This is a genomic window from Bacillus sp. FSL K6-1005 (genome assembly GCF_038000225.1).
GTDB lineage: Bacteria > Bacillota > Bacilli > Bacillales > Bacillaceae > Bacillus > Bacillus mojavensis.
Window position 1 is genome coordinate 157149 of record NZ_JBBOBP010000001.1, and the last position, 26258, is coordinate 183406.

At 44.1% G+C, this 26258-nt stretch carries 24 protein-coding genes and 1 tRNA gene; 17 read left to right on the top strand and 8 right to left on the bottom strand.

Annotation, left to right across the window (positions count from 1 at the left end; translation table 11 throughout):
* The first annotated feature begins 8 nt into the window (after positions 1-8).
* Positions 9-1619: a SulP family inorganic anion transporter gene (locus NST16_RS00740; protein WP_168748821.1), complete on the top strand. Its 1611-nt coding sequence runs from the start codon at positions 9-11 to the stop codon at positions 1617-1619.
* Between the two features lie 31 nt (positions 1620-1650).
* On the opposite strand, the gene NST16_RS00745 is transcribed toward NST16_RS00740, so the two are convergent.
* Positions 1651-1944: a MazG-like family protein gene (locus NST16_RS00745; RefSeq protein WP_340883509.1), complete on the bottom strand. Its 294-nt coding sequence runs from the start codon at positions 1942-1944 to the stop codon at positions 1651-1653.
* Positions 1945-2088: 144 nt separating this feature from the next.
* Here NST16_RS00745 and NST16_RS00750 point away from each other — a divergent pair, with 144 nt between their 5' ends.
* The 10 genes from NST16_RS00750 (at position 2089) to pgmB (ending at position 14673) form a co-directional block, all read left to right on the top strand.
* Positions 2089-2664, top strand: a complete 576-nt coding sequence (locus tag NST16_RS00750) for an LOG family protein (protein ID WP_010331986.1) — start codon at positions 2089-2091, stop codon at positions 2662-2664.
* Positions 2665-2817: 153 nt separating this feature from the next.
* Entirely contained in the window at positions 2818-3768 is a 951-nt protein-coding gene (locus tag NST16_RS00755) for a LacI family DNA-binding transcriptional regulator (RefSeq protein WP_340883512.1), read from the top strand.
* Positions 3769-3875: 107 nt separating this feature from the next.
* A complete protein-coding gene (locus NST16_RS00760; protein ID WP_340883514.1) occupies positions 3876-5645 on the top strand; it encodes a glycoside hydrolase family 13 protein in 1770 nt (589 codons plus the stop codon).
* A 94-nt stretch (positions 5646-5739) separates the two neighbouring features.
* Positions 5740-6993, top strand: a complete 1254-nt coding sequence (locus NST16_RS00765) for a maltodextrin ABC transporter substrate-binding protein (RefSeq protein WP_340883516.1) — start codon at positions 5740-5742, stop codon at positions 6991-6993.
* Between the two features lie 40 nt (positions 6994-7033).
* Positions 7034-8341, top strand: coding sequence for a carbohydrate ABC transporter permease (locus tag NST16_RS00770; RefSeq protein ID WP_340883518.1), 1308 nt, complete (start codon positions 7034-7036; stop codon positions 8339-8341).
* Entirely contained in the window at positions 8342-9178 is an 837-nt protein-coding gene (gene mdxG / locus NST16_RS00775) for a maltodextrin ABC transporter permease MdxG (protein WP_340883520.1), read from the top strand.
* Positions 9179-9182: 4 nt separating this feature from the next.
* Positions 9183-10073, top strand: a complete 891-nt coding sequence (locus tag NST16_RS00780) for a DUF1189 domain-containing protein (protein ID WP_340883522.1) — start codon at positions 9183-9185, stop codon at positions 10071-10073.
* Complete coding sequence (locus tag NST16_RS00785) at positions 10045-12318, top strand: glycoside hydrolase family 65 protein (protein ID WP_340883526.1); 2274 nt, start codon at positions 10045-10047, stop codon at positions 12316-12318. Before NST16_RS00780 ends, NST16_RS00785 begins: the two co-directional genes overlap by 29 nt.
* Positions 12311-13996 (top strand): glycoside hydrolase family 13 protein, encoded by a 1686-nt coding sequence (locus NST16_RS00790; protein ID WP_340883528.1) that lies wholly within the window; start codon positions 12311-12313, stop codon positions 13994-13996. Before NST16_RS00785 ends, NST16_RS00790 begins: the two co-directional genes overlap by 8 nt.
* The gene (gene pgmB, locus NST16_RS00795) at positions 13993-14673 is read left to right on the top strand and encodes a beta-phosphoglucomutase (RefSeq protein WP_340883530.1); all 681 of its coding nucleotides are present in this window, start codon (positions 13993-13995) and stop codon (positions 14671-14673) included. Before NST16_RS00790 ends, pgmB begins: the two co-directional genes overlap by 4 nt.
* A 115-nt stretch (positions 14674-14788) precedes the next feature.
* Here pgmB and clpP read toward each other — a convergent pair whose 3' ends face one another.
* The gene (gene clpP / locus NST16_RS00800) at positions 14789-15385 is read right to left on the bottom strand and encodes an ATP-dependent Clp endopeptidase proteolytic subunit ClpP (protein ID WP_003326811.1); all 597 of its coding nucleotides are present in this window, start codon (positions 15383-15385) and stop codon (positions 14789-14791) included.
* A gap of 281 nt (positions 15386-15666) precedes the next feature.
* Between clpP and NST16_RS00805 the strand changes: the two genes are divergently transcribed.
* Together NST16_RS00805 and NST16_RS00810 are read left to right on the top strand one after the other, a co-directional pair.
* Positions 15667-15742: transfer RNA gene (locus tag NST16_RS00805), tRNA-Arg, on the top strand.
* A 153-nt stretch (positions 15743-15895) separates the two neighbouring features.
* Complete coding sequence (locus NST16_RS00810) at positions 15896-16411, top strand: DUF3231 family protein (protein ID WP_229149350.1); 516 nt, start codon at positions 15896-15898, stop codon at positions 16409-16411.
* A gap of 43 nt (positions 16412-16454) precedes the next feature.
* Here the strand turns inward: NST16_RS00810 and NST16_RS00815 are convergent, their stop codons facing one another.
* The 6 genes from NST16_RS00815 to sacB form a co-directional block, all read right to left on the bottom strand.
* Positions 16455-16769: a DMT family transporter gene (locus tag NST16_RS00815; RefSeq protein ID WP_029441074.1), complete on the bottom strand. Its 315-nt coding sequence runs from the start codon at positions 16767-16769 to the stop codon at positions 16455-16457.
* Complete coding sequence (locus NST16_RS00820) at positions 16769-17104, bottom strand: DMT family transporter (RefSeq protein WP_010331974.1); 336 nt, start codon at positions 17102-17104, stop codon at positions 16769-16771. The genes NST16_RS00815 and NST16_RS00820 overlap by 1 nt, the downstream gene beginning before the upstream one ends.
* 77 nt (positions 17105-17181) lie before the next feature.
* Positions 17182-17766 carry a TetR family transcriptional regulator gene (locus tag NST16_RS00825; RefSeq protein WP_340883532.1) on the bottom strand — a complete coding sequence of 195 codons (585 nt, stop codon included), beginning with the start codon at positions 17764-17766 and terminating at the stop codon, positions 17182-17184.
* A 96-nt stretch (positions 17767-17862) separates the two neighbouring features.
* The gene (aspP, locus tag NST16_RS00830; RefSeq protein WP_229149345.1) at positions 17863-19425 is read right to left on the bottom strand and encodes an aspartate/proton symporter AspP; all 1563 of its coding nucleotides are present in this window, start codon (positions 19423-19425) and stop codon (positions 17863-17865) included.
* Positions 19426-19552: 127 nt separating this feature from the next.
* Complete coding sequence (locus NST16_RS00835; RefSeq protein ID WP_340883535.1) at positions 19553-21103, bottom strand: glycoside hydrolase family 32 protein; 1551 nt, start codon at positions 21101-21103, stop codon at positions 19553-19555.
* Between the two features lie 76 nt (positions 21104-21179).
* A complete protein-coding gene (gene sacB / locus NST16_RS00840) occupies positions 21180-22601 on the bottom strand; it encodes a levansucrase (RefSeq protein WP_010331970.1) in 1422 nt (473 codons plus the stop codon).
* A 560-nt stretch (positions 22602-23161) separates the two neighbouring features.
* Between sacB and NST16_RS00845 the strand changes: the two genes are divergently transcribed.
* The 4 genes from NST16_RS00845 (at position 23162) to NST16_RS00860 (ending at position 26131) form a co-directional block, all read left to right on the top strand.
* On the top strand, positions 23162-23503 hold the full coding sequence (locus tag NST16_RS00845) for an ArsR/SmtB family transcription factor (RefSeq protein WP_010331969.1): 342 nt from the start codon (positions 23162-23164) through the stop codon (positions 23501-23503).
* A gap of 11 nt (positions 23504-23514) precedes the next feature.
* Positions 23515-24813 (top strand): arsenic transporter, encoded by a 1299-nt coding sequence (locus tag NST16_RS00850; protein WP_268447111.1) that lies wholly within the window; start codon positions 23515-23517, stop codon positions 24811-24813.
* Between the two features lie 22 nt (positions 24814-24835).
* The gene (gene arsC / locus NST16_RS00855) at positions 24836-25255 is read left to right on the top strand and encodes an arsenate reductase (thioredoxin) (protein ID WP_340883539.1); all 420 of its coding nucleotides are present in this window, start codon (positions 24836-24838) and stop codon (positions 25253-25255) included.
* 309 nt (positions 25256-25564) lie between these two features.
* Positions 25565-26131, top strand: a complete 567-nt coding sequence (locus NST16_RS00860) for a C1q-like domain-containing protein (RefSeq protein ID WP_340883541.1) — start codon at positions 25565-25567, stop codon at positions 26129-26131.
* Positions 26132-26258 lie beyond the last annotated feature (127 nt).

Below are 26258 nucleotides of genomic sequence, written 5' to 3' on the forward strand. Positions count from 1 at the left end.
AACAAAATATGCGATTCTCTGGGAGATTCAAGGGATACAATTTACAGAAATTTCAGAAAGACCTGATTGCAGGTATCGTAGTAGGAGTCGTGGCAATTCCTTTAGGTATGGCGTTTGCCATTGCCTCGGGAGTCGAGCCTGAATATGGGCTGTATACTGTTGTTGTGGCGGGAATCTGTATTTCTTTGTTCGGGGGATCTAAATATCAAATAGGCGGTCCGACAGGCGCGTTTGTCCCGATTTTATTCGGTATCGTGATGCAGTATGGGCTGGAAAATCTGCTGATAGCGGGGTTTATGGCAGGCGTCATGCTGGTGCTGTTCGGATTGTTTAAGCTCGGCAAAATTATGAAGTACGTGCCGAAGCCAGTTATCGTCGGGTTTACGGCTGGAATCGCCGTGTTAATCTTCACTGAGCAAATCGCTAATTTTCTCGGTTTGAAAAACGTAGAAAAACATGAGAACTTTCATCACAACATGTTTGAAATTGCACAGAAGCTCGGCACCTTTAACGGATATGCCATTTTGACTGCGGTCATCGGACTTGTCATTTTGCTTGTATCCGCCAAAGTGATGCCAAAGATACCCGGAGCTTTATTGGCTCTTCTCATTTCCACGCTTGTTGCGGTTGTGTTTTTCCCTGACCGCATGGCAACGATTGGCTCAACCTATGGAGAAATTCCTCGCCATTTGCCGGAATTTCAGTTTCCGGAGCTGACAATAGATAAAATGGTCATGCTGTTTCCGGCAGCGCTTGTCATCGCGCTTCTTGGCGGCCTCGAGTCCATATTATCCGCGATGGTTGCCGATAATATGAAAGGGTCAAAGCACGACAGCAACAAAGAGCTTGTCGGCCAGGGGATTGCGAATATGGCCGCGCCGCTGTTTGGCGGAATCCCGGCTACCGGAGCGATTGCGCGGACGGCAACCAATATTAAAAATGGAGCGGTTTCACCTGTCTCAGGTGTCGTTCACGGCGTCGTGGTTCTTCTTGTACTGCTTGTATTCGCGCCTTATGCTTCCCACGTTCCGCTTGCAAGTATGGCGCCGATTTTGATGGTTGTCGCATGGAATATGAGTGAGCGGAAGGAAGTCGCAAACATGCTGAGACTGAAAAACGCCGATTCCTTCATTCTAGCCGCTACCTTTGTCCTGACGGTTCTGTTCGATTTAATCGTCGGTGTGGCGACCGGATTGCTGCTCGCATTTGTGTTCTTCATCAGAAGAATGAGCGAAGCGACCCGTATTCACAATCAGGAGTCTCATCCAGCTCTTGCGAAAGCGGCTAAGAGGGAGCAGGGGACAGATCCTTCAGTCAGCATGTACTCCATAGAAGGACCGCTGTTTTTCGGATCGATTGATTCACTTGAATCGTCACTGTTAGAGCATGTACAGAAAAAGCCGAAGACCCTCATTTTGCTCATGAATAAAGTGCATTACATGGATACGTCCGCAGAAGCAGTGCTTGGGAACGTTATGAACCGAATTAAACGCCACAACGGAAAGCTGATGATTGTAGGACTGCAGTCTCAGCCTAGGGAGCTGCTGCATAAAACAGGCCTATTTCACAAAATAGGGAAGCAGCATTTCTTTGATCATCATGATGAAATCACAGGGTGAAAAAAAAAACGGCCGACTGCGGCCGTTTTTTTTATGCATGCTCAAATCGTTTTGTCAGTTTTTCTTGGTGGGCTTTCATCACGTCACCTAATGAAACGCCGTACATATCAGCAAGGATGGCGATATTCCCGATGACGTCTCCCATTTCTTCAATCAATTCTTGTTTTTGCTCAGCTCGTGTCGATTCTTTCTCATCCGGCCGGTCTCTGCCGATTTCATACGCCCGGACAGCCCGTGCCAGCTCTCCGGCTTCCTCCATTAAAAACCCGACTCGAATAAACGGTCCGTATTCCGTCCAGCCCCTTTTTTCGTAAAACTCTTTCATCTATTTTTCAGCATCAGCCAGCTGCAACATCATCACTCCTGCATTCTTTATGTATTTCATATTGATATTATCACATGAAGGTGGGACAATATATAGTGTGTTTTTTTGAATGTTAACACGATATATAGATGTGGAGATGACAAGATGAAAACAATTTGTGTATTTGCGGGCTCAAACCCGGGGGGGAATGAAGCGTATAAAAGAAAAGCGACGGAGCTTGGCGTGTATATGGCAGAGCAGGGAATCGGCCTGGTATACGGGGGCTCTCGTGTAGGTTTGATGGGCGCGATTGCCGATGCGTTAATGGAAAACGGCGGCACTGCAATTGGAGTGATGCCGAGCGGCCTGTTCAGCGGAGAGGTTGTCCATCAAAATCTGACAGAGCTGATTGAAGTCAACGGCATGCATGAACGAAAGGCAAAAATGAGCGAACTGGCTGACGGCTATATCGCCATGCCTGGCGGTTTCGGTACATATGAAGAATTATTTGAAGTGCTTTGCTGGGCGCAGATCGGCATTCATCAAAAGCCGATCGGACTGTATAATGTCAACGGATATTTTGAACCGATGATGAAAATGATCAAATACAGCATTCAAGAAGGATTTTCTAACGACTCTCATCTTAAACTGATCCATAGCTCTTCACGGCCCGATGAGTTAATTGAGCAAATGAAGAACTACTCATATCCGATTTTAGAGAAAAAGTGGACAGAAATTTAGTGAGCAATCAAAGCTGATTTCGACAATGTGAGGTTTCCTGTAGGAAATCTCTTTTTTAGTTTCTTTATGGTTACATAGTATAATTTACTATAATAAAGGACTTTTTCACTAGTTTGGATAGGCGTAATAAGCACAGGTGAGGAGGGGATGAAAATGGCAACATTGTCAGATGTGGCGAAAAAAGCAAATGTTTCGAAAATGACGGTATCACGAGTGATCAATCATCCTGAGACGGTGACAGACGAATTAAAAAAGCTTGTTCATTCCGCGATGAAAGAGCTGAATTACATCCCTAATTATGCGGCAAGAGCGCTCGTGCAAAACAGAACACAGGTTGTCAAACTGTTGATTCTCGAGGAAATGGATACGACAGAGCCGTATTACATGAACTTGCTGACCGGAATCAGCCGGGAGCTGGATCGCCGCCATTATGCTTTACAGCTTGTGACAAGAAATTCTCTTAATATTGGTCAATGCGACGGTATTATTGCCACTGGCTTGAGAAAGTCCGATTTTGAAGGTGTGATCAAAGCTTTTGAAAAACCGCTAGTCGTATTTGGGCAAAATGAAATGGGCTTTGACTTTATCGATTTGAATAACGAAAAAGGCACTTTTATGGCAACACGCCATGTCATGGGACTGGGCGAGCGGGAAGTTGTCTTTTTTGGCATTGATTTAGATGAGCCTTTCGAACGCTCAAGAGAACAGGGGTATATTCGTGCGATGAATGAAAGCTTTAACAAAACGAATATGTTTCGGATCGATAACAGTTCTAAGAAAAGTGAATGCCTTGCAAGAGAAGTACTGAAATCCATGGACAAACAGACAGCGTTTGTCTGCGCATCCGATCGAATCGCGCTCGGCGTCATTCGTGCGGCGCAATCGCTTGGAAAACGAATTCCGGAAGACGTTGCGGTTACCGGGAATGACGGTGTTTTTCTTGATCGCATCTCCTCGCCCCGGTTGACTACAGTCAGACAGCCAGTAGTTGAAATGGGTGAGGCCTGTGCGAGAATGCTGCTGAAAAAAATGAATGAAGGCGGTGCTCCCCAAGGACATCTATTTTTTGAGCCGGAGTTAATCGTGCGTGAATCGACTCTGTAAGAGCCTTATTCTGTTATCGATAACAAGGCAAAAAGGATTGTTCCTGCGATTTCATCATGATACTTTCAAAATTGAACCGGATTAAAACGGAAATCAAAGGGGGAGACATGATGGAATATGCAGCGATTCATCATCAGCCATTCAGTTCTGATGCTTATTCTTATGATGGGCGGACAGTGCATATCAAGATTCGGACGAAAAAAGGTGATGCCGATCACATTCGATTAATTTGGGGCGATCCTTATGAGTACAACGATGGCAGGTGGGCGGCAAACGAGCATCCGATGAGGAAAATCGCCGCAACGGACATGCATGATTATTGGTTTGCTGAAGTGGTGCCGCCATTCAGGCGTTTGCAATATGCGTTTGTTGTAACAGACCATCATGAAGACATCTTTTTCGGAAGCTCAGGTGTATGCCCTTATAACGAAAAAACGCTGGAGACGATCCATTATTATTTTAAACTTCCATTTGTTCATGAGGCCGATACATTCCAAGCGCCTGAGTGGGCCAAATCAACGGTTTGGTATCAAATTTTTCCGGAGCGTTTTGCTAATGGAAGAGAAGACTTATCGCCGGAGAATGTATTGCCGTGGGGGAGCAAAGATCCGGACGTCAATGATTTTTTTGGAGGAGATTTGCAAGGAATTGTTGACAAGCTTGATTATGTAGAGGATTTAGGGGTGAACGGAATTTATTTAACTCCTATTTTTTCCGCGCCTTCTAATCATAAATACGACACGCTGGATTACTATTCCATTGATCCGCATTTTGGAGATCCGGAGCTTTTTCGCACATTGGTCAGCCAGATTCATCAGCGGGGGATGAAAATTATGCTTGATGCTGTTTTTAATCATATAGGCAGTGCTTCTCCACAGTGGCAGGATGTCGTGAAAAACGGAGCTCAATCCCGCTATAAAGACTGGTTCCATATTCACTCTTTTCCTGTCACAGAAGGCAATTATGATACATTTGCGTTTACTCCCGATATGCCGAAGTTACATACGGCTAATCCCGAGGTACAGAGATATTTGCTTGATATTGCTTTGTATTGGATTCGCGAATTTGACATTGACGGCTGGCGTTTGGACGTGGCAAATGAAGTGGATCACGCTTTTTGGAAGACATTCAAGCAAGCGGTATCAGCAGAAAAGCCTGATATTTATATTCTGGGAGAAATCTGGCATTCATCCGAACCTTGGCTAAGAGGAGATGAATTTCATGCGGTGATGAACTATCCTTTTACAGAGCCTATGATTGAATATTTTGCTGACCGGGCGATTCCAGCCTCGCGTATGGCCCACCGGTTAAATGCACATTTGATGAATGGGATGAAGCAGGTCAATGGGGTGATGTTTAATTTACTGGACAGCCATGACACAAGACGCCTTTTGACCAGATGCCGAAATGACGAGAAAAAAGCACGCGCTTTGCTGGCCTTTATGTTTGCCCAGACAGGTTCACCATGCATCTATTACGGAACGGAAATCGGGCTGGACGGCGAAAATGATCCGTTATGCCGGAAATGTATGGTTTGGGACAAAGAGAAGCAAAATCAAGAGATGCACACATTTATGAAACGGTTAATTGCTTTACGCAAACAAGAAAACACTGTATTAACTGAAGGAACTCTTGAGTGGAATCTGCTGGATGACCAAAACAATTTTATTCGTTTTTCACGGACTCTTGATGAAAAAAAACTGATTTATTTCTTTAATCAAGGGGACGCGGCTCGACATGTCAGTTTGCAAGATTTGAATATTGAAAGAAATAAGAAAATCTACGATGCATGGACAGAGCAGCCGCTTCATCATAGCGATGTGATTGGTATTCAGCCGGGAGAATTTTTTATTTTGGGTGCTGCCGCCCCTGGTTAAATTCTGTTATCGGTAACAAATCGAAAGATGTTGTAACCGCTTTCTGCAGAGCTATACAATTGTTATAGATTCATAAATAGAAGGGGGAAAAGAGATGGTAGTTTTTAAAAAGGCCTTCGCCTTATTGGCAGCATCAGTCCTGACATTCGGCCTTGCCGCCTGCTCAAGTTCAAAAGATCCGGCAAGCTCTGACGGCAAAAAGGTACTGACTGTGTCTGTTGAAGAAACCTATAAAAAATACATTGAAAGCATCAAAGCAAAGTTTGAAAAAGAGAATGATGTCACAATAAAAATTGTTGAAAAGCAAATGTTCGATCAATTGGAAGCGCTTCCTCTCGATGGTCCGGCGGGGAATGCACCTGATGTGATGCTTGCAGCATACGACCGGATCGGCGGTTTGGGCCAGCAGGGACATTTGCTAGACATTAAGCCATCTCATACAAAAAGTTTCGGCGATAAAGAAATGCAGCAGGTGACGGTTGACGGTAAGGTGTATGGAATGCCGCTGGTCATTGAAACCCTTGTTTTATACTACAACAAGGGTCTTTTAAAAACAGCACCAAAAACATTTAAAGACCTTGAAAAATTAGCAAAGGATTCCCGCTTTGCGTTTGCTTCAGAAAAAGGAAAATCAACCGGATTTTTAGCGAAATGGACTGACTTTTATATGTCATACGGTTTATTGGCGGGTTACGGCGGATACGTGTTTGGGAAAAACGGCACAGATTCCGGGGATATCGGCCTGAACAATAAAGGGGCAGTAGAAGCTGTGAAATATGCGGAGACATGGTTTAAAACCTATTGGCCAAAAGGCATGCAAGACAATTCAAGCGCAGATGATTTTATTCAGCAGATGTTTTTAGATGGCAAAGCGGCTGCTATCATCGGCGGACCTTGGTCAGCTGCCAACTATAAAGAGGCTCAATTGAACTACGGAGCGGCTCCTATTCCGACATTGCCAAACGGAGAAGAATATGCCCCTTTTGCCGGCGGCAAGGGCTGGGTTGCTTCAAAATATACAAAAGAACCCGAACTGGCTGAAAAGTGGCTTGAGTATGCTACAAATGATGCCAATGCCTACGTTTTTTATGACGATACAAACGAAGTTCCGGCCAACACAGCTGCAAGGAAGAAAGCGGATGAGCAAAAAAATGAGCTGACGTCAGCTGTGATTACACAATATGAAACAGCGACACCAACTCCGAATATTCCGGAAATGGCTGAGGTATGGACAGGAGCGGAAAGTTTGATTTTTGATGCAGCTACAGGAAAAAAAGCAGCACAACAATCAGCGGATGATGCTGTAAACGTCATGAAGGAAAATATAAAAGAGAAGTATGTGAAATAAAACGGCGGGGTAGCGTCCGGAAGAATAGAGGGCGAAAAAAATGAATCAACACCACACACATGCAAAGCAAAAACGAAAGGCAGGGCTTTTATCGATCATTCCAGGGCTTGGGCAATTTGCGAATCATCAGTTTTCAAAGGGGATCTTGTTTCTGGTCATCACAGGTTTGTTTGTTCTTGAATTATGCGTTTTCGGTATTCAGGCGCTAACCGGATTGATTACATTGGGGAGTGTTCCCGGTAAAGACCACTCACTGTTTATGCTGATTGAAGGCACACTGCAATTGATCGTGACGCTGATGTTCCTCATGTTCTATATCTTTAATATTTATGATTCGCGTAAGACCGCCGCTATGAAAGCGGCGGGTTTGAAGGTCAATACAACAGCCAGGGACATGATCTGTCATGCAGGAGATAAAGGGTTTCCATATTTATTTACACTGCCGGCATATATCATGATGGTGTTTGTGATTATTTTTCCGGTTTTGGTGACTCTGTTTGTTGCATTAACAAACTATGATTTTTATCATATTCCGCCTAATAGTCTGATTGACTGGGTCGGTTTTAAGAACTTCTTGAATATTTTTCTCCTTGGCTCCTATCGTGAAACATTTGTGAATGTACTGGGCTGGACAATCATCTGGACAATCTGTGCGACAACGCTGCAAATCATTTTGGGTATTGTGACGGCTCTTTTCGTCAATCAGGATTTTATAAAAGGCAAGCGGATATATCGAATGATCTTCTTATTTCCGTGGGCTGTTCCGGCTTTTATTACAATCATGAGTTTTTCCAACATGTTTAACGACAGCGTAGGGGCGATGAATGCACAGGTGATTCCATTATTAAATCACTTGCCGTTTGTAGAGCTGCCGTCGATCGCGTGGAAGACCGATCCTTTCTGGACGAAGACGGCTCTCATTATGATTCAGACCTGGCTCGGTTTTCCTTATATTTATGTCATGGTAACGGGCGTGCTTCAGGCGATTCCAGGTGAACTGTATGAAGCGGCAAAGATTGACGGGGCCACTTTTTTTCAGCGTTTTCAACATATTACATTCCCGATGATTTTATTTGCGACAGCGCCTGTGATGATTACCCAGTATACATTTAATTTTAATAATTTCTCGATCATCTACTTATTTAATGAGGGAGGACCGGGCAGCGCGGGAGCCGGCGCCGGGTCGACCGATATTTTAATCTCTTGGATTTATAAACTGACAACAGGCACATCACCGCAATATTCTGTTGCGGCGGCTGTTACATTGTTAATTTCTTTCATTGTCATAGGAATTTCTCTGATTGCTTTTAAAAAATCGAATGCCTTTGGCAATGAGGAGGTTATGTAGGTGAACGCGAGAACTGCCAGAATGCTTAATAGAATCTGTACTTATTTATTTTTGACGCTGTTAAGTATCGTCATTCTATATCCGCTGCTGATTACGGCAACATCCGCTTTCCGTGTGGGGAATGTGGCGGCTTTTCAGCTTGATTTTTCGGGTTCTTGGACTTTGGACCATTTTAAGCGGCTATTTGACGAGACGCTTTATCTTCATTGGTACAGCAATACAATTGTCATTGCGCTATCGGTCATGGTATTGCAGGTTACGATTGTGACACTCGCCGGGTATACGTACAGCCGCTATCGGTTCTCAGGCAGAAAAAAGAGCCTGGTATTCTTTTTAATCATTCAAATGGTGCCGACGATGGCAGCGCTGACTGCTTTTTACGTCCTGGCCATGCTGATAGGCGCCCTCGATCAATACTGGTTTTTGACAGCAATCTATATCGGCGGCGGAATTCCGATGAACACGTGGCTGATGAAAGGTTATTTTGATACTGTGCCGAGAGAAATTGATGAAGCAGCGCGAATTGATGGTGCGGGACATCTGAGGATTTTCGCATCAATTGTTTTGCCGCTTGTTAAGCCGATGCTTGCGGTACAAGCGCTTTGGGCTTTTATGGCCCCGTTTGGCGACTATTTACTGGCGAAGTTTTTGCTTCGCGCACCGGAAAGGCTGACCATCGCTGTGGGGCTGCAATCATTCATTGCAAACCCGCAACAGCAAAAAGTCGCCCTGTTTGCGGCCGGAGCGATACTTGCCGCACTGCCGATATGCATCTTGTTCTTTTTTCTCCAAAAGAACTTTGTGTCCGGGCTGACAGCCGGCGGAACAAAGGGGTAGTTCGATGAAGAATCTGCAAAATGAAAACTTTATGATTCGCTGCCTGAAAGCGGCCGCATCTCCGTCAGGTGTTTGCCGTTATAGGAATACATTCAGCTGGCTGCAGCTCTCTTTTCTCTTTATGTTTTTAACTGCGTGTTTGATGGCGCCGTTGACGGTTTCGTTTATGAAAATGGATCGCTTTAACGTTCAATCCTTCATGCCGTCAGCTATTCAAAAGGTCAATGATCGATTTGCTGATCAATTACAAGGCTTTCAAATCAAAAACGGAAAATTGACAGGCGGGAAAAGCTCTGATCGGATTGAAGATGGACAAAATTTGCTGGCGGTTGATATGAAGCATGAGTTTAAGACGAGCGGTGAAAATGGACGTTTGAAAGTGGCTGGATATGATAACGCAATTATATTTCAGTCTGATCATCTGATCATCACCGATCAAAATGGAGCGGGGTTTTCTGTTCGCTATGCGAAAATGGACGCTAAGCTTAAGAATCCAAACACCCATGATGTAGAGCGTTTTATCAATAAATGGTGGCTGTCACAGTATAAGCCGATGATCATGATGCTGGCATATGCGGTGATTTTTATGATCCAGTTTTTTTTGACGGCTGTTCTTGCGGGAGGCATGTGGATCACAAAATTATCAAACATGATCTCAATTGCGTTAGTTAAGGAAGCGGCATCTATAGCGATTTGCGCATCAGCACTGCCAGCCTTTGTGGCAGCTGCTGTCGGCATGGTTCATTTTGACTTGATCACTGTATTGATGATCCATTCTTGTGGCGTCACTTTGATGATCTCTTTTGCATTTAGATATTTAACCAAAACCCGCCGTTATAATGGAAACTTACATTCAGGAGGAAATTATGATAAATCAGCGGTTATTCGAGATTGATGAATGGCAAATCAAAACAAATCATTTTCAAAAGGAACATATGCGGCTGCAGGAAAGCCTGACTTCTCTTGCCAACGGCTATATGGGTGTCAGAGGGAATTTTGAAGAAGGCTATTCAGGTGACAGCCATCAAGGCACATATATCGCAGGCGTGTGGTTCCCTGACAAAACGCGGGTAGGCTGGTGGAAAAACGGGTATCCGGAGTATTTCGGCAAAGTGATCAATGCGATGAATTTTATTGGCATAGACTTATATATTGATGGTGAAAAAGTCGATCTCTATCAAAACCAAATCGAATCATTTGAGTTAGAACTTAATATGAAAGAGGGGATTCTGCGGCGTAGCGCTGTTGTCCGCATTCAGGATAAAACCGTCAGAATCAGATCTGAGCGATTTCTTAGCCTTGCCGTTAAAGAGCTTTGTGCGATTCATTACGAAGCGGAGTGCCTGACGGGAGAAGCTGTCATTACGCTTGTTCCTTACCTAGATGGAAATGTGGCAAATGAAGATTCTAACTACCAGGAACAATTTTGGCAGGAAGAAGCGAAAGGGGCTGATTCTCACCGCGGCCATGTCATCACAAAAACGATTGAAAATCCATTTGGAACACCGCGTTTTACTGTTTCGGCAGCAATGGCAAACGTGACAGAAGGCTTTGTCAGTGAAAGCTTTCAAACAGCTGGCATGTATGCTGAGAATCGCTACAGCTACCAAACGAAGGCTTCTTTGAAAAAGTTTATTATTGTCACGACTTCCCGTGATGTTCGGGAGGAAGAGCTTTTATCGAAAGGCAAGGAGCTTTTGGCGGATGTTCTAGAGAACGGATATGATGAAGCAAGACAAAGGCACACTGATCAATGGAAGGATAGATGGGCAAAAGCAGACATAGAGATTAAAGGAGATGAGGAACTTCAGCAAGGAATCCGCTACAATATCTTTCAGTTATTCTCGACATACTACGGGGGCGATGCCCGTTTGAATATCGGGCCGAAAGGATTTACAGGCGAAAAATACGGAGGCGCCGCATATTGGGATACTGAGGCATATGCCGTGCCGATGTATTTGGCTGCTGCCGATCCGGAAGTGACGAAACACCTGCTTTTATACCGTTATCACCATCTGGAGGCTGCCAAACGAAATGCCGCTAAATTGGGATTGAAGGGGGCACTTTACCCGATGGTGACGTTCACAGGTGATGAATGCCACAACGAATGGGAGATTACCTTTGAAGAAATTCACCGCAATGGCGCGATTTGCTATGCGATCTATAATTATATCCAATATACAGGCGACAACGACTATATGAAAGAATACGGGATAGACGTTCTTGTTGGTGTCAGCAGGTTTTGGGCGGACCGCGTTCACTTCTCAAAACGAAAAAACAAATATATGATCCACGGCGTCACAGGACCGAATGAATACGAAAACAATGTCAACAACAATTGGTATACAAATGTCATTGCGGCTTGGACGTTGGAGTACACATTAGAAAATCTCGAAAGGATTTCAGCGGAAAAACACCGCCTGCTTGATGTGCAGGAAGAAGAACTGAAGGTCTGGCGAAATATCATTCAGCACATGTACTATCCGTATAGTGAAGAACTGCAAATTTTCATTCAGCATGACACATTCTTGGATAAAGACCTGCAATCAGCGGATAAATTAGATCCAGCTGAGCGGCCCCTTTATCAGAATTGGTCTTGGGACAAGATTCTCCGCTCGAATTTTATTAAGCAGGCAGATGTGCTTCAAGGCATTTATCTTTTTCATGACCGTTTTACAATGGAAGAAAAACGGCGAAACTTTGAATTTTATGAACCAATGACTGTTCATGAATCAAGCCTGTCGCCCTCTGTCCATGCGGTTCTCGCAGCCGAACTTAAGATGGAAAAGAAAGCGCTTGAATTATGTAAGCGTACAGCAAGGCTTGATCTTGACAATTACAATCATGACACGGAAGAAGGCCTGCATATTACATCAATGACGGGGAGCTGGCTCGCGATCGTTCAGGGCTTTGCCGGCATGCGCGTCACGAATGAGACGCTGTCATTTGCTCCGTTTTTGCCGAAAGATTGGGATGGATATTCGTTCAAAATCAATTATCGACACCGCTTAATCAATGTTACGGTTGACGAAAAAAGCGCCATCTTTGAAATTTTAAAAGGCGAGCCGCTGCACATGAAAGTTTATGAGGAGCCGGTTGTGCTAAATGAGCGATATGAAAGGAGAACGCCTGATGAGTGAATGGTGGAAAGAAGCTGTTGTTTATCAAATTTACCCACGCAGTTTTTATGATTCCAATGGAGATGGATTCGGGGATTTGCAAGGCGTAATTCAAAAGCTGGATTACATCAAACATCTCGGGGCGGATGTGATCTGGCTCTCCCCGGTGTTTGATTCCCCGCAGGATGATAACGGCTATGACATCAGCGACTACAGAAACATGTACGAAAAATTTGGGACAAATGATGATATGTTTCAGTTAATTGATGAAGTGCATCAGCGCGGTATGAAAATCATCATGGATTTGGTCGTGAACCACACGTCAGATGAGCATGCCTGGTTTGCTGAAAGCCGCAAGTCAAAGGACAATCCTTACCGGGATTATTATTATTGGAAAAATCCAAAAACGGACGGCTCAGAGCCGAACAATTGGGGGTCGATCTTCTCGGGCCCGGCGTGGACATTTGATGAAGGAACAGGGCAGTATTATTTGCACTACTTTTCGAAAAAGCAGCCTGATTTAAACTGGGAAAATGAAGCGGTACGCCGGGAAGTTTATGATTTGATGAGGTTCTGGATGGATAAAGGCGTTGACGGCTGGCGCATGGATGTGATCGGCTCCATTTCGAAATACATCGATTTTCCGGACTACGAAACAGATGACAGCCGCCGCTATATCGTCGGCCGCTATCATTCAAATGGTCCCCGCCTGCATGAGTTTATTCAAGAGATGAACCGGGAAGTGCTGTCTCATTACGATTGCATGACGGTGGGAGAGGCAAACGGTTCCGATACAGAAGAGGCGAAAAAGTATACGGATGAAAGCAGATATGAGCTGAATATGATCTTTACGTTTGAACATATGGATATTGATACGGAACCACATTCGCCAAATGGGAAATGGCAGATCAAGCCGTTTGATCTGATCGCTTTAAAAAAGACAATGACAAGGTGGCAGAACGCGTTAATGAATGTCGGCTGGAATACCCTGTATTTTGAAAACCATGATCAGCCAAGGATCATATCCCGTTGGGGCAATGACGGCGAGCTGCGAAAGCTGTGTGCAAAAGCATTTGCAACGGTGCTTCACGGTATGAAAGGAACCCCGTTTATTTACCAAGGAGAAGAAATCGGGATGGTCAACAGTGAAATGCCGCTGGAAATGTATGACGATCTTGAAATAAAAAATGCATATCGTGAATTAGTCGTTGAAAACAAAACGATGTCAGAAAAAGATTTTCTAAAAGCTGTAACGAAAAAAGGAAGGGATCACGCGAGAACACCGATGCAATGGGATGCCGGAAAACATGCGGGATTCACAGTTGGAGATCCTTGGATAGCGGTAAATTCCCGCTATCATGAAATCAATGTGAAGGAGTCCTTGGACGATCTAGATTCGATTTTCTACTATTACCAGAAGCTCATTCAATTGCGGAAGCAATATAAGATCTTGATAGATGGAGATTATCAGCTGCTGCTGGAGGATGACCCGCAAATCTTCTCTTACATCCGTGAATATCAAGGGGAAAAGCTTCTCGTCGTTGTGAATTTGTCGGAAGACAAGGCGCTGTTCGAATTACCTCAGGAACTGATTCATGAGCGTTGGAAAGTGCTCATTTCCAACTATTCGGAGGAGCGGGCTGACTTGAAGAGCATTTGCCTCGCACCTTATGAAGCTGTGATGGGCATCAGCATATGAAAGCAGTCATTTTTGATTTAGACGGAGTGATAACAGATACTGCTGAATATCATTTTCTCGCTTGGAGGCACATCGCAGAACAAATCGGTATTCCCTTTGACCGAAGTGTGAATGAAAGCCTCAAAGGAATCAGCAGAGAAAAGTCGCTTGAAAACATACTGATCAGGAGCGGTGCGGAAGCAAAATATACAAAGGCGGAGAAGCAAGATCTCCTGCATCAAAAAAACAAATATTATCAAACGTTGATCAACAAATTGACGCCGGAAGATCTTTTGCCTGGAATCGGCAGGCTTCTTTGTGAATTAAAAGGCGAAAAGATAAAAATTGGGTTAGCATCTTCAAGCCGCAACGCCCCCGAGGTTTTAAAACGTTTAGAGATTATTAACGATTTTCATGCGATTGTTGATCCAACGGCTCTTGCGAACGGGAAACCTGATCCCGAGATATTTTTAACCGCCGCAGCGCTGCTTGGCGTCTCTCCGGCTGATTGTGCGGCAATAGAAGACGCTGAAGCGGGTATCGCCGCCATTAAATCTGCCGGGATGTTTGCGGTTGGAGTCGGTCATGAACAATCAATGCATGATGCTGATTTGATTGTCAGGCAAACTTGCGATTTGTCGTTTGATGTGCTCACTGAAGAGTGGAAGTCGTATAGAATAAACATTGTTCAAAAGTGAAAGGAGGAGAAAGGGGCTGCATTTCCGATATTTTGTATGTATGTTCACTTGTCAGTAAGTAACTGCTTTAGCATGAAAAAACCTGCAAGAGACATGTCTCTTGCAGGTCGCAGTATTACTTTTGCTCTTCTGTGTTGCGTGTCAAAACCTTATCAATCAAGCCGTATTCCATTGCTTCTTCGGCTGATTTGAAGTTATCGCGGTCAGTATCGCGCTCAATGACTTCAAGCGGCTGGCCTGTGCGTTCAGCAAGCACTTTGTTTAATTTGTCGCGAAGCAAGAGAATGCGTTTCGCAGCAATTTCAATTTCTGTTGCCTGACCTTGCGCTCCGCCAAGTGGCTGGTGAATCATAACTTCACTGTTAGGAAGCGCATAGCGTTTGCCTTTTTCTCCGGCAGCAAGCAGGAACGCACCCATTGATGCAGCCATACCGATACAAATTGTAGATACCTTTGGCTTAATAAACTGCATGGTATCATAAATCGCCATACCGGCTGTGATAGAGCCGCCCGGGCTGTTGATGTAAATAGAAATATCTTTTTCAGGGTCTTCTGCTTCTAAGAATAAAAGCTGTGACACGATGGAGTTCGCAACGTTGTCATCAATCGCAGATCCAAGCATGATGATACGATCCTTTAATAAACGAGAATAAATGTCATACGCTCTTTCCCCGCGGTTCGTTTGTTCAATGACTGTAGGTATTAAATTCATAATGCTCCTCCTTCACCTTTTAGGTAAGTATGTAGTTACATGATACATTTTTGGTCAATAAAGGTCAAACAAAAAGCTGGCTTGACATGCAAACTCTTCTCTTTTTCCCATTTTCCCCAAAAATACAACGGTTCAAACCATCGTATGTGAGGTTCTGAAAGAAGATGATGTGTCTTCTTAAAAAAACAGCCCTTTCAAATAGAGGGTTGTTTTTTTGGCTGAAATGCCCTATAATAAGCTATGCTGACGTTATCATTACGCAGTGAAAAATATGTCAATATGCGCTCGTAGCTCAGTTGGATAGAGCGGTGGTTTCCGGTACCACGTCTGTCGGGGGTTCGAATCCCTCCGAGCGCGTCCAATAGAACAACAGGAAAGACAAGGGTTTGGCGATTGCCGCTCTTGTCTTTTTTGTGTTGTACAAGAAAACATTCTCGCAAATACATAATTTTCCCCCTGCAGGGCATCGTAGGTAAATGAACAGTATTGAATTTGCTAAGGAGGATGACAATGGGAATTTTAAGCGGTAATCCGCAAGAAGAACCGATGCATTATGGTGAGGTATTCAGCTTGTGGAGTTATGTGATGGCGGGAAATAAAATGATCGGCAATTATCAGATGTTATTGCATCATGTTGGTGATGCCGACTTAAAGAAGCTGCTTCATGAGTCCATTGAGAAGTGTCAAGATGAAATCAAACAGGTCAGCAATATCCTGAAAGAAAACGGCGTGGGGCTTCCGCCCGCTTCTCCTGAGCCGCCGGATGCAGATCTTAACGACATCCCGCCGGGCGCGCGGTTTCTCGATCCGGATGTGGCCGCATCTGCAGCGGCGCAGAATGCTGCGGGTCTTGTAACATGCAGCAAAATTATGGGGCAGTCGATCCGCGAAGACATTGCCATGATGTTTGGGCAATTTCATATGAGCAAGGCAGCAACAGGAGCAAAATACTTAAGGCTGCTGAAAAACAAGGGCTGGCTGATCCCGCCGCCGCTTCACCTTCATAAACATCAAGATGATGAGTAAAAGATAAAAGGCATATACAGCTATCTGTATATGCCTTTTATGATTAAGACGTAAGACGCAGGCCGATGACACCGGCAAGGATCAGGCAAAGAGAAATCAACTGAGAAAGCTGAAACCGTTCCTTAAACCAAATCAGGCTGACTGCTGTTACGCCTATGCTGCCTATACCGGTCCAAACGGCATAAGCAACACCGGATGGCAGGATTTGCATGGCCTGTGAAAGGCAGTAAAAAGATAAAGCAAATCCGGCAGTCATCACAATAATCGGCCATTTTTTCTTTGTGCCGTCTATATATTTCATGGCGATGGCAGCTATAATTTCTTCTATACCCGCAATGAATAATAAAAACCACGCCATTATTTTTCACCTCTCGGCTGAGTTTTACTTTCTTTTGTGAAAAGCTTCATTCCTAAAATGCCGGCTAGCAGCAGCATTAAAAAGAAGATTTGGGCTGCTGAGAAGGATTCGCCTAAGTAGATTCCGGTCGTGTAGGTTCCGACCGTTCCAATTCCGACAAATACAGTATACGCTGCGGCCATAGGGATTTTTCGATAAGAGCGGATTAACAGTATAAAGCTTATCGCTATTAATAGAAATACGATGATCCAATCAAAAAGCGTATCCGCATGTTTGAGGGAGGAGGCCCAAACCACTTCTAGAAGCCCTGCTATTAAAACAAGCATCCAATACAACATAAACACCTCTTTTTATGAATGAACGTCAGTCATTTTTAGAAATTAAAAAATGAGCGGTGTCACCCAGTCATTTTTTAAGCTTTATCTAAGCTCCGTTTTAAGAATGTAAAAATTTCTTTTTTAGATACTTCAAGATTTTCATCTTGTTCAAACCCGATATAAAACCGTTCTGCTGTGTTCTCAACTAAATTGATGATGGTTCTTGCCGTCCACTTTGCATTGATGCTTTCAATCACATCTTGGTTTTCAACCGCCATATTAATGATGTTCTCCAGCCAGGAATAATAAGGCTGATAAATGGTCTCCCATTTTTCCATGGAATGGTCGATGGCAAGCCCCGAGTAGCAGAGGACAATAATATCTTTATGGCGCTCTGTGATGTGAAACGTCTCATCAATTAAGGTTTGTAAGACGGTCCAAAAATCTTCCTCGCCATTCAGTCTTCCTTTGATTTGCTCTAGCGTGTGAGTGAGAAGGTTTTCCGCTATGGCCGGAATCAAAGCATTTTTGGATGAAAAATATAAATAAAACGTTCCTTGGGCAGTCCCGGCTTTTTTTACGATATCTGAGATGGAGGCCTTATCGAGTCCCTTTTCAGAAATGACTTCAATTGCCGCCTGCAAAATCTTTTCATATTTTCCTGATGTTTGTTTTGGCATGAGGAGCACCTCCTATAATGACTGACTATCATTCATTTTATCTTGAGTGATGGCGTTTGTAAAGCGAAAAAAGAAGCAAGAGAAACTCCTGCTTCTTTATTTATCATAATCAATCGCGGCTTTCGGGAGCCCGGTATACTTTGCCCAATAATAAATCGCAAGCGAGCCGACAGCAACCAAAATGAGATCGATGGGATTGCTGATCAAGCCTAGGCCATGCCCGAAAGAGCCGATATAGGAAAAAATCAGCATCATGACATAAAATCCGACGAGCCACCAGGCTGATTTCAGCTGCTGGGCAAGGCTTACATCTTCTTTAGGCGCGTATTTGCTGAAGCAGAGATAGATCAAAAACATGACGAGCTGTGAGCCGAGAAGCCAGGAAACGGTTGTCCATCCTGACCAGTACACAATAAACGCCGTAAAAATAAATGAAAGCGGCCCGATAATGCTCATTCCTTTTAAATAAAACGGCCTGTTTAAGTCCTTCGCATTTACTCTCAGTGCGGCTGAAGAAATCGGCGCAATCGCATAAGAAAGGATTAAGGCAACAGAACAAACATTGACGAGCGCATTCCATGAAGGAAAGGGAAGCGTCCAGAATATCGAGAGACCGAACGAAAGCCATAGAGACGCCCGGGGGGTACCGGTTTCTTGATTGACCTTTGAAAATACACGGAATAACGTGCCGTTCCGTGCCCAGGCGTAAACGAGACGAGACGTCGTATTCATAAATATATTCCCATTTCCTCCGGGGGACAGGATCGCATCCAGAATGACAAGCGTTGCAAGCCATCCTAAACCGAGCATGACCGCAATATCTTTAAACGGCAATGAAAACTCACGGCCGATTGCCGGCCAACCGTTTTTCAGCGTTTCTGTCGGAATCGCACCGATAAAGGTAACTTGCAAAATAGTATAAATGATGGTGGAGACGATAATACAGATAATTAATGCGATTGGGATGTTACGCTTCGGGTTTTGCACCTCACCGGCAACAGATACGATAGGGTGCAGCCCGAGATATGCAAACATGACACCCCCGGTCGAAATGGCGGCCTGTATGCCTGTAAAACCAAAAGGCGCAAACCCTTCAACCGATAAGTTCCCCGGCTGAAAATGAAAAATCAGCACAATAATGATCGTGACCGGAACGATATATTTAAAAATAGAAATAATGAAATTGGCCTTAGCAAAGGTTTTGACGCTCCAATAATTCAGCAGGAAAAACAAGCAGAGCAAGGCAAACTGCAAAATCCAGCCTGCGATAGTCGGGGAGTCAGAGCCCTCTTTGGTCAGGCCCGGAAACCAATAGGCCACATATTGCCGGACAGCTGTGACTTCAATCGAAATCAGGCTTGTGTAAGCGACAATTGTGACAAATGAAATTAAATAGCCGACCAGATGGCCGTGTGAATAAACGGGATACCTGATGATGCCTCCAGTGCGGGGCAAAGCGGCTCCGAGCTCCGCGTACACCAGTCCGATTAACAGAATAATGGCTCCTCCCATAATCCAGGAAAAAGCGCCGGAGGGTCCTGCTTTTGAAGCGACATTACTGACAGCGAACAGCCATGCTGATCCAAAGATAGCTCCCATCCCGATCAAAATCAGATCAAACAGCGACATCGATTTTTGAAAATTTCCTTGTTTAGACATCCGCTTCCTCCTTAGAAACAAGCCTTATATTTCTTACAATGCCCAATATGAAACAGACAATACACACCTGCTGATGGCTTTCGGCTCTCACAAAAAAAAACAGATGCAGCAAGCGCTGCATCTGTTTTTATTGATGAATCGTATCAAAATGTTTCACTTTTATATTCTTAAAGGAAGCTGAGCCGCCTTCAGAAAAAAGTGTAATGCCTTTATCCTCGGATTTTGGGAACACTTCATTTGAGAAAACGGTTTTCCCGTCACCGACAAACACTTCTATCGTTGTTTTATCAACGAGTATTTTTAAGTGCACATTTTGTTTGCTGCTGTCATAGGGCGCTTTGCTTTCAACGAACCTTTTGCTTTTATCAGGCTGGTCTGTGAAAGCTCTGTTGACATACGCATAGCCGCCTTCAGCAAATATGCCGACATCAATATGGCGTTTTTTGTCTGCCGATTCTCTCAGCCGGACGCCGGCGTTTTTCATGTCTGACCAAGAAAGATCCATATCCAGTTGATACGTATCGCCTGTTATGGACAGGGTTTTGGAGCCGCTGACACTCAGTTCTTTCACTTCGTTAGTGGAAGCGGAAAGCTGCTGCAATGCTTCAACAGGCTGTGAGACGAGGCTGTATGTGCCGTCCTGCTGCTGGAGCCGGATTTCACGCACGATTGAGTCTGTGCCGTTAAAGCCATTTTTTCGGGTCGGCGTGTTATTCGCGTAATCCCAATTATTCATCCAAGCCAGCGCGTAACGCTTATTCAATTGATCTGTGTCTTTCCCGTCCTCAAACGTTACGCCCCCGTACCAGTCAAATCCGTAATCAAGCCATTGGGGTTCGGTTTGATCCGCAGAAAATTCTTTTCCGTCAAAGCCACCGGTCCAGTAGGCGTACGTATTGGGTTTGCCCCACGGTTTCCCGTTTGCGCTTGCGCCGAGAATCCACTTCGTCGTCCCGTCACTTGCCCGCATCATGTATAGGTCGGGGCATTCGATCATGCCTGCCTGCTTCGTAATAAAACCGCTTGTGTACTGCCAATTCTTTAAATTATTGGATTCATAAAAGCCGATTTTTGTTCCTTCGGCCATGACCATTACCCATTTATGATCCTGATCATCCCAAATGACTTTAGGGTCTCTAAAATCATTTGTCCCCGGATTGGGCATAATGGGATCAGCAGTGTAGGGCTTAAATGTCTTCCCTTTGTCTGTGCTGTACCATAAATGCTGCTCCTGCTTTTTGTCTTTGGCTGAAGGCTGAGTCACAATGGCGACAAGTGCATTTTTGCCAAAGCCGGCTGTATTTTCTTTATCGATGACGAATGATCCGGTCCAGATGTCGCCGTTTGGATTTGTGTATTTGGGAATCGCCACGCCTTCATCTGTCCAATGCACCAAATCCTCTGATACGGCATGCCGCCATTCCGTGCCGTTGCCGTTTGGATAATCCCCGTTATACAGATAATAGTAATGATACTTTCCATCGAAATAGATGGGTTTTTGTGGGTCGTTTTTCCATTTGTCAGGAGCCGTAAAATGATATGCCGCCCGGTAGTCCGGCTTATGGGTTGATTTTGATTTTTTGACCGGTTCCTCTTTTGGCCATAGGTCTATAAACAAAAGGATTCCTAAAAAGATAAGGAATACCGCTGACCATTTGCATGTTTTTTTATATGTCATTTCGGTTTCTCCGCTTTAGATTTTAATAAAGAAATAAAAGAAAATGCCAATAGGGTATCGGCATTTTCTTTTGCGTTTATTTGTTAACTGTTAGTTGGCCTTGTTCAAGGATGCTGTTTTTCACAACAGATGTCTTTTTGCCTTTGATGTTCAATAAGAAGCTTGGCGCGAACGTTGCCTGCTTGTCTGCATAGAAGCCTCTGTTTGTCATGTAGCTTGTAATAACGACATTGTTACCTTCAGCTTGCGGTACGGCAAAGTGTGAGTAAGTAAAGGTCACATCGTTAGGATCAAGATCCATTTTCAGCACAAGGCCGGTTTTGTTCAGCGGCTTGTACGGGCCTGTTAAGGAGTTGGAAACATAACCCAGCATGTAAATGTCGTTAGACGTAATGCCGTCGATTGTCATTTTTGATCCTCTAGAGTCAGTGAACAGATACCATTTGCCGTTCATTTTGAAGACATTTGCACGTTCGATTTCGTCAGTCACTGTGTTAGACGTGATCAGCGGCTTCATGACTTTCTTCAATGTGTAGTCATCGTTAAGCTCAATAATGCCAAGTGCGCCGTTAGCTAATTCTGCAGTGCGTTTCTTATCGCTTTGCAGAAGTTTTTGACTTTCTTGACGGAAGAATGATGAGCTTTTGCCATAATAAGCTTTGTTAAATAAAGATTCTTCGCCTTGGTAGCCGTCTTCAGTTCCTGTGTTTGCTTCAAATACTAGGTATTTGCGGCCGTGATCTTCCACATAGTGAGGATCTCTCAGCGTATGGTTATCGCCTGAACTATAGTTGCCCTCATCAATGAACTGTTGAACATTTTGATACGTTTTGCCGTCCCCGTCAAAAATTGATTTGTGATCTTCTACACCGTTAATCGTAAGAGAACTGTCTGAAGTTGACACGTTAACCTGCGCAGTTGTCAGTGTTTGTTTGCCGTAATGTTTACCGGAAAAGTCAGTGTAGAATAAACGGATTTTGCCATCAGATGTAAATGTAGCTGATCCTGACCATTCTTGTGTTTGATCTTTTAAGATGGGATCATTTGCGTCAAACTTGTCACTGTCTTTAAAGACACGGCCTGCGTTTTTCCAGCTGTCAATGGAAGTCTCGCCAACTTTTTGATAGAACATGTAAATTGATGTGTCATCCGCGTTTTTAGGGTCTCCGGCTAATGCAAAGACAATGTGATAGCCGTGATAGTTTGCGACTGTGCCGTCCGCGTTTTGCAATGGCCAGCTGTCCCACACGTCCAAACCTTTTGCGGAAGAGATGTTTTTAATCTTTGATTGGTCAAATTCAGGCACCTGATATTTTTCATTCTTTTGCTGTTCAGGGATTTGCAGCATGTCGTGGCGGGTAATATGGGAAATGCCGTATGTCTCTTTATACGGTTTGTGATCTGCTTCTTTCGCAAACGCTTGAGTCGCGCCTCCTGCCAGCAGTGCGGTTGTAAAGGTTAATGCTGTTGCCTGTTTGGCAAACTTTTTGATGTTCATCGTTCATGTCTCCTTTTTTATGTACTGTGTTAGCTGTCTGCTTTCTTCCAGCCCTCCTGTTGAGTGGCAAGTCGGTTACGTGCAATAAAAAAAGACCTAAAATATGTAAAGGGGTGACGCCAAAGAATACACTTTGCCCTTAACACATTTTAGGTCTTGCCTGCTTTATCAGTAACAAACCTGCGTAATTTACTTTTCGACATTATTCTATTAGACACTGGACCTTATTTCAACGGGTCTATTTTCCTCTTTTGTTTGATAGAAAATGAATAAAAAGATTTTAAGAGTACAGGTCTTATGGACTAATCTGGCTGATTGTTTCTTTGCATCTTCTACAGGTTATCACAAGCTTTCGCATGGGTATAAAGTTCCTTTTTATCAAGCCTAACCGAACAACACAAAAGTGATGAAAAATGTAAATTCATCAATAACGACAGTATAAATAAAGCCATTTCCGTAAAAAAATTTTTAAGCGGAGGTCCTATTTCTTCTATTATATAAGTATTGACTTATATATTCAGTGGATTATACAATGAACGCGGAAGGGAGCTGATGCTTTCATGAAGCATGCCTTGACATCTACTGAAATCAGTCGCTGCCTGAAGCTTCTTCATGATCAAACCAGGCTTTTGATCATGAAGAAGCTGGAGGAAAAAACATACTGTGTCTGCCAGTTTGTCGAGATGTTTGACATGAGCCAGCCAGCTATCAGCCAGCATTTGCGGAAGCTGAAACAGGCTGGATTTGTGAATGAAGAGAAAAAGGGACAGTGGCGGTTTTATTCAATTAATTCGGCTTGTCCTGAATATGGATTGATTCAATCGATTCTCGGTCACATCAGATCAAATGATGACGTGTTGCAGTCTATTCAGAAAAAAGAAACTCAAGTTTCTTGTAAGTAGGAGGTTCTCGTTTGAGTTCAGCGGTTTTAGCAGCAATGATCTTTATTCTTACACTTATTTTTGTTATTTGGCAGCCGAAACACCTGTCTATTGGCTGGTCAGCCTGCGGGGGAGCGGTTTTGGCTTTGCTTGCGGGGGTTGTGAGCGTGAAGGATGTGGCGGACGTTACTGGCATTGTATGGAATGCCACTCTGGCGTTTGTGGCGATCATTCTCATCTCGCTCATTTTAGACCACATTGGCTTTTTTGAATGGGCTGCTTTGCATATGGCAAAGGCGGCTAAAGGAAGCGGCCTGCGTATGTTTATTTATATTTCCGTTTTAGGCGCTGTCGTGGCGGCGTTTTTTGCCAATGACGGTGCGGCGCTTATTTTAACGCCAATTGTGCTTGCGATGATGCGGGCTTTGCGTTTTGAAGAAAAGCTGGTGTTCCCATTTATTATCGCGAGCGGGTTTATTGCTGATACAACATCGCTTCCGCTTGTGGTCAGCAATTTGGTCAATATCGTGTCGGCCGATTTCTTTCACGTCGGGTTCATTGAATATGCGGCACGGATGATTGTCCCGAATCTCTTTTCTCTTGCGGCAAGCATACTCGTTTTATACTTATTTTTCAGAAAAGGGATTCCGAAACATTATGATCTCAGTCAGGTGAAGAGACCGGCTGACGCCATTAAAGATATAAACATGTTTCGTATGTCTTGGCTTGTGCTGGGCATGTTATTAATCGGTTATTTTGTAAGCGAAATATGGTCCATCCCCGTATCCTTTATCGCCGGTGCGGTGGCTGTTTTCTTTCTTATTATGGCGAAGAAAAGCCCGGCCGTTCATACGAAGCAGGTGGTCAAAGGGGCACCGTGGGCGATTGTGTTTTTTTCCATTGGGATGTATGTCGTCGTGTACGGGTTAAGAAACGCCGGCTTAACAGACCTTCTGTCCAGCCTTATACAGACAGCCGCAGATCAGGGGCTATTGGCGGGGACCATTGGAATGGGTTTTATCGCAGCTATTTTATCATCGATAATGAATAACATGCCGACCGTCATGATTGATGCTATTGCGATAGCCGGTACAGATACACATGGAATAATGAGAGAAGCCTTAATTTATGCAAATGTCATCGGTTCTGATCTGGGACCGAAAATCACGCCGATTGGGTCGCTGGCGACGCTGTTATGGCTTCATGTTCTCGCCCAAAAAGGAGTGAAAATCTCTTGGGGGACATACGTGAAAACAGGGATTATCCTGACGGTTCCGACCCTGCTGATTACTCTATTCGGCCTTTATATCTGGTTATTGATCATTCACTAAAACATTTGGGAGATGAACAAACATGCCTACAAAAACCATCTACTTTTTATGTACGGGCAACTCCTGCCGCAGCCAAATGGCTGAAGGCTGGGCGAAACAATATCTAAAAGATGAATGGAATGTATACAGCGCGGGGATTGAAGCGCATGGGCTCAATCCGAATGCTGTAAAAGCGATGAAGGAAGCGGGGATCGACATATCCGGCCAAACATCAGATATCATCGATCCGGCTATTTTAAACAGTGCTGATCTTGTCGTGACGCTTTGCGGAGACGCGGCTGATAAATGCCCGATGACGCCGCCTCACGTCAAGCGCGAGCACTGGGGCTTTGATGACCCTGCAAAAGCGGAAGGATCTGAAGCGGAAAAATGGGCGTTCTTTCAGCGTGTTCGTGACGAAATCGGTGAGCGGCTCAAACGTTTTGCGGAAACAGGTAAATAAGCTGGAAAAGCCGGGAGAATCGTCTTCCGGCTTTTTTATGATGGTGACCGGCAGACAACAGAGGGCGACCTAACGATATTGGCATTGCTGAATCTCGTAATGGCAATTTAAGTGTGGGTGGATCTTATATCTTTTTTATAAATCTTTTAATAGAAACAGTATTCTGTTTTGGAATAGCTGCTTTTATTTCTGTATTTGAGCTTTGTCGGGCAGATACCGTTTCAAAGCCTGTAACGATCAATATAATAATGTATTGTGAAAGCAAATAAATGATAGAAGCGATAGAAAATGTATAGGGAGGAAAAAGTCATGCCGCCAAAGCCAACTAAATGGATTAAGAGGAACGATCGGCCGGAACCTCTTTTATCACCAAGTGTCATGCAAGGAAGAAATGGAAATTTCTCATCCGCTCAACAAAACCAGGGCTTTGCACCAGCTACAGCAAATACGAACCAGCCTATTTCCGCTTTCAGAGCCACCAGCAATACAAATCTGTCAGTGGCTGCAAATGCAGCTAGCGGAGTCTTATTTCAAAATGTAGAATTTGATTTGGCGAATGAATATAACCCCAACACTTCTACATTTTCACCGAGAACAGCAGGCGTATATTCTCTTAACGCATCAGTTGAGTTTCAAACGAATGCGATTGTTGACTTCAACTTAGAAGTCGTATTTCTTGTGAATCAAGATGTGATAGGCGGAAATAACACATTTCAAGCAGGGAATCTCCCGGCTGTCGTAGCCATTACGGAAATTCTTCAGTTAAACGCCGGAGATACGGTGACAGTTGCAATGAGAAGTACTGCCGCCGGAGTCATTCAAGTAACTCCGAGAACCCGTTTTGCAGCCGCCAGAGTTCCTTCTCCGACTGCGTAAAAAGGGATTTTTGATTCGTGTAAATCTAAAGTTGATTTTTCCTGTTTGAGGATTGATCAGCTTTTTTTATATTTTCAAAATAATTGAAACATTAATAGCTCAGTATCGTACAAAAAAGGGGAGGTGA

Excerpts from the sequence above, each read along its gene's own strand:
- NST16_RS00785 (WP_340883526.1), top strand. The coding sequence starts at position 10,045 with ATGATAAATCAGCGGTTATTCGAGATTGATGAATGGCAAATCAAAACA.
- NST16_RS00740 (WP_168748821.1), top strand. The coding sequence starts at position 9 with ATGCGATTCTCTGGGAGATTCAAGGGATACAATTTACAGAAATTTCAG.
- NST16_RS00765 (WP_340883516.1), top strand. The coding sequence starts at position 5,740 with ATGGTAGTTTTTAAAAAGGCCTTCGCCTTATTGGCAGCATCAGTCCTG.
- NST16_RS00750 (WP_010331986.1), top strand. The coding sequence starts at position 2,089 with ATGAAAACAATTTGTGTATTTGCGGGCTCAAACCCGGGGGGGAATGAA.
- NST16_RS00755 (WP_340883512.1), top strand. The coding sequence starts at position 2,818 with ATGGCAACATTGTCAGATGTGGCGAAAAAAGCAAATGTTTCGAAAATG.
- NST16_RS00835 (WP_340883535.1), bottom strand. The coding sequence starts at position 21,103 with ATGACATATAAAAAAACATGCAAATGGTCAGCGGTATTCCTTATCTTT.
- arsC (WP_340883539.1), top strand. The coding sequence starts at position 24,836 with ATGCCTACAAAAACCATCTACTTTTTATGTACGGGCAACTCCTGCCGC.
- NST16_RS00760 (WP_340883514.1), top strand. The coding sequence starts at position 3,876 with ATGATGGAATATGCAGCGATTCATCATCAGCCATTCAGTTCTGATGCT.
- NST16_RS00810 (WP_229149350.1), top strand. The coding sequence starts at position 15,896 with ATGGGAATTTTAAGCGGTAATCCGCAAGAAGAACCGATGCATTATGGT.
- clpP (WP_003326811.1), bottom strand. The coding sequence starts at position 15,385 with ATGAATTTAATACCTACAGTCATTGAACAAACGAACCGCGGGGAAAGA.
- NST16_RS00845 (WP_010331969.1), top strand. The coding sequence starts at position 23,162 with ATGAAGCATGCCTTGACATCTACTGAAATCAGTCGCTGCCTGAAGCTT.
- NST16_RS00815 (WP_029441074.1), bottom strand. The coding sequence starts at position 16,769 with ATGGCGTGGTTTTTATTATTCATTGCGGGTATAGAAGAAATTATAGCT.
- NST16_RS00790 (WP_340883528.1), top strand. The coding sequence starts at position 12,311 with ATGAGTGAATGGTGGAAAGAAGCTGTTGTTTATCAAATTTACCCACGC.
- NST16_RS00860 (WP_340883541.1), top strand. The coding sequence starts at position 25,565 with ATGCCGCCAAAGCCAACTAAATGGATTAAGAGGAACGATCGGCCGGAA.
- sacB (WP_010331970.1), bottom strand. The coding sequence starts at position 22,601 with ATGAACATCAAAAAGTTTGCCAAACAGGCAACAGCATTAACCTTTACA.
- NST16_RS00770 (WP_340883518.1), top strand. The coding sequence starts at position 7,034 with ATGAATCAACACCACACACATGCAAAGCAAAAACGAAAGGCAGGGCTT.
- pgmB (WP_340883530.1), top strand. The coding sequence starts at position 13,993 with ATGAAAGCAGTCATTTTTGATTTAGACGGAGTGATAACAGATACTGCT.
- NST16_RS00825 (WP_340883532.1), bottom strand. The coding sequence starts at position 17,766 with ATGCCAAAACAAACATCAGGAAAATATGAAAAGATTTTGCAGGCGGCA.
- NST16_RS00745 (WP_340883509.1), bottom strand. The coding sequence starts at position 1,944 with ATGAAAGAGTTTTACGAAAAAAGGGGCTGGACGGAATACGGACCGTTT.
- aspP (WP_229149345.1), bottom strand. The coding sequence starts at position 19,425 with ATGTCTAAACAAGGAAATTTTCAAAAATCGATGTCGCTGTTTGATCTG.
- NST16_RS00780 (WP_340883522.1), top strand. The coding sequence starts at position 9,183 with ATGAAGAATCTGCAAAATGAAAACTTTATGATTCGCTGCCTGAAAGCG.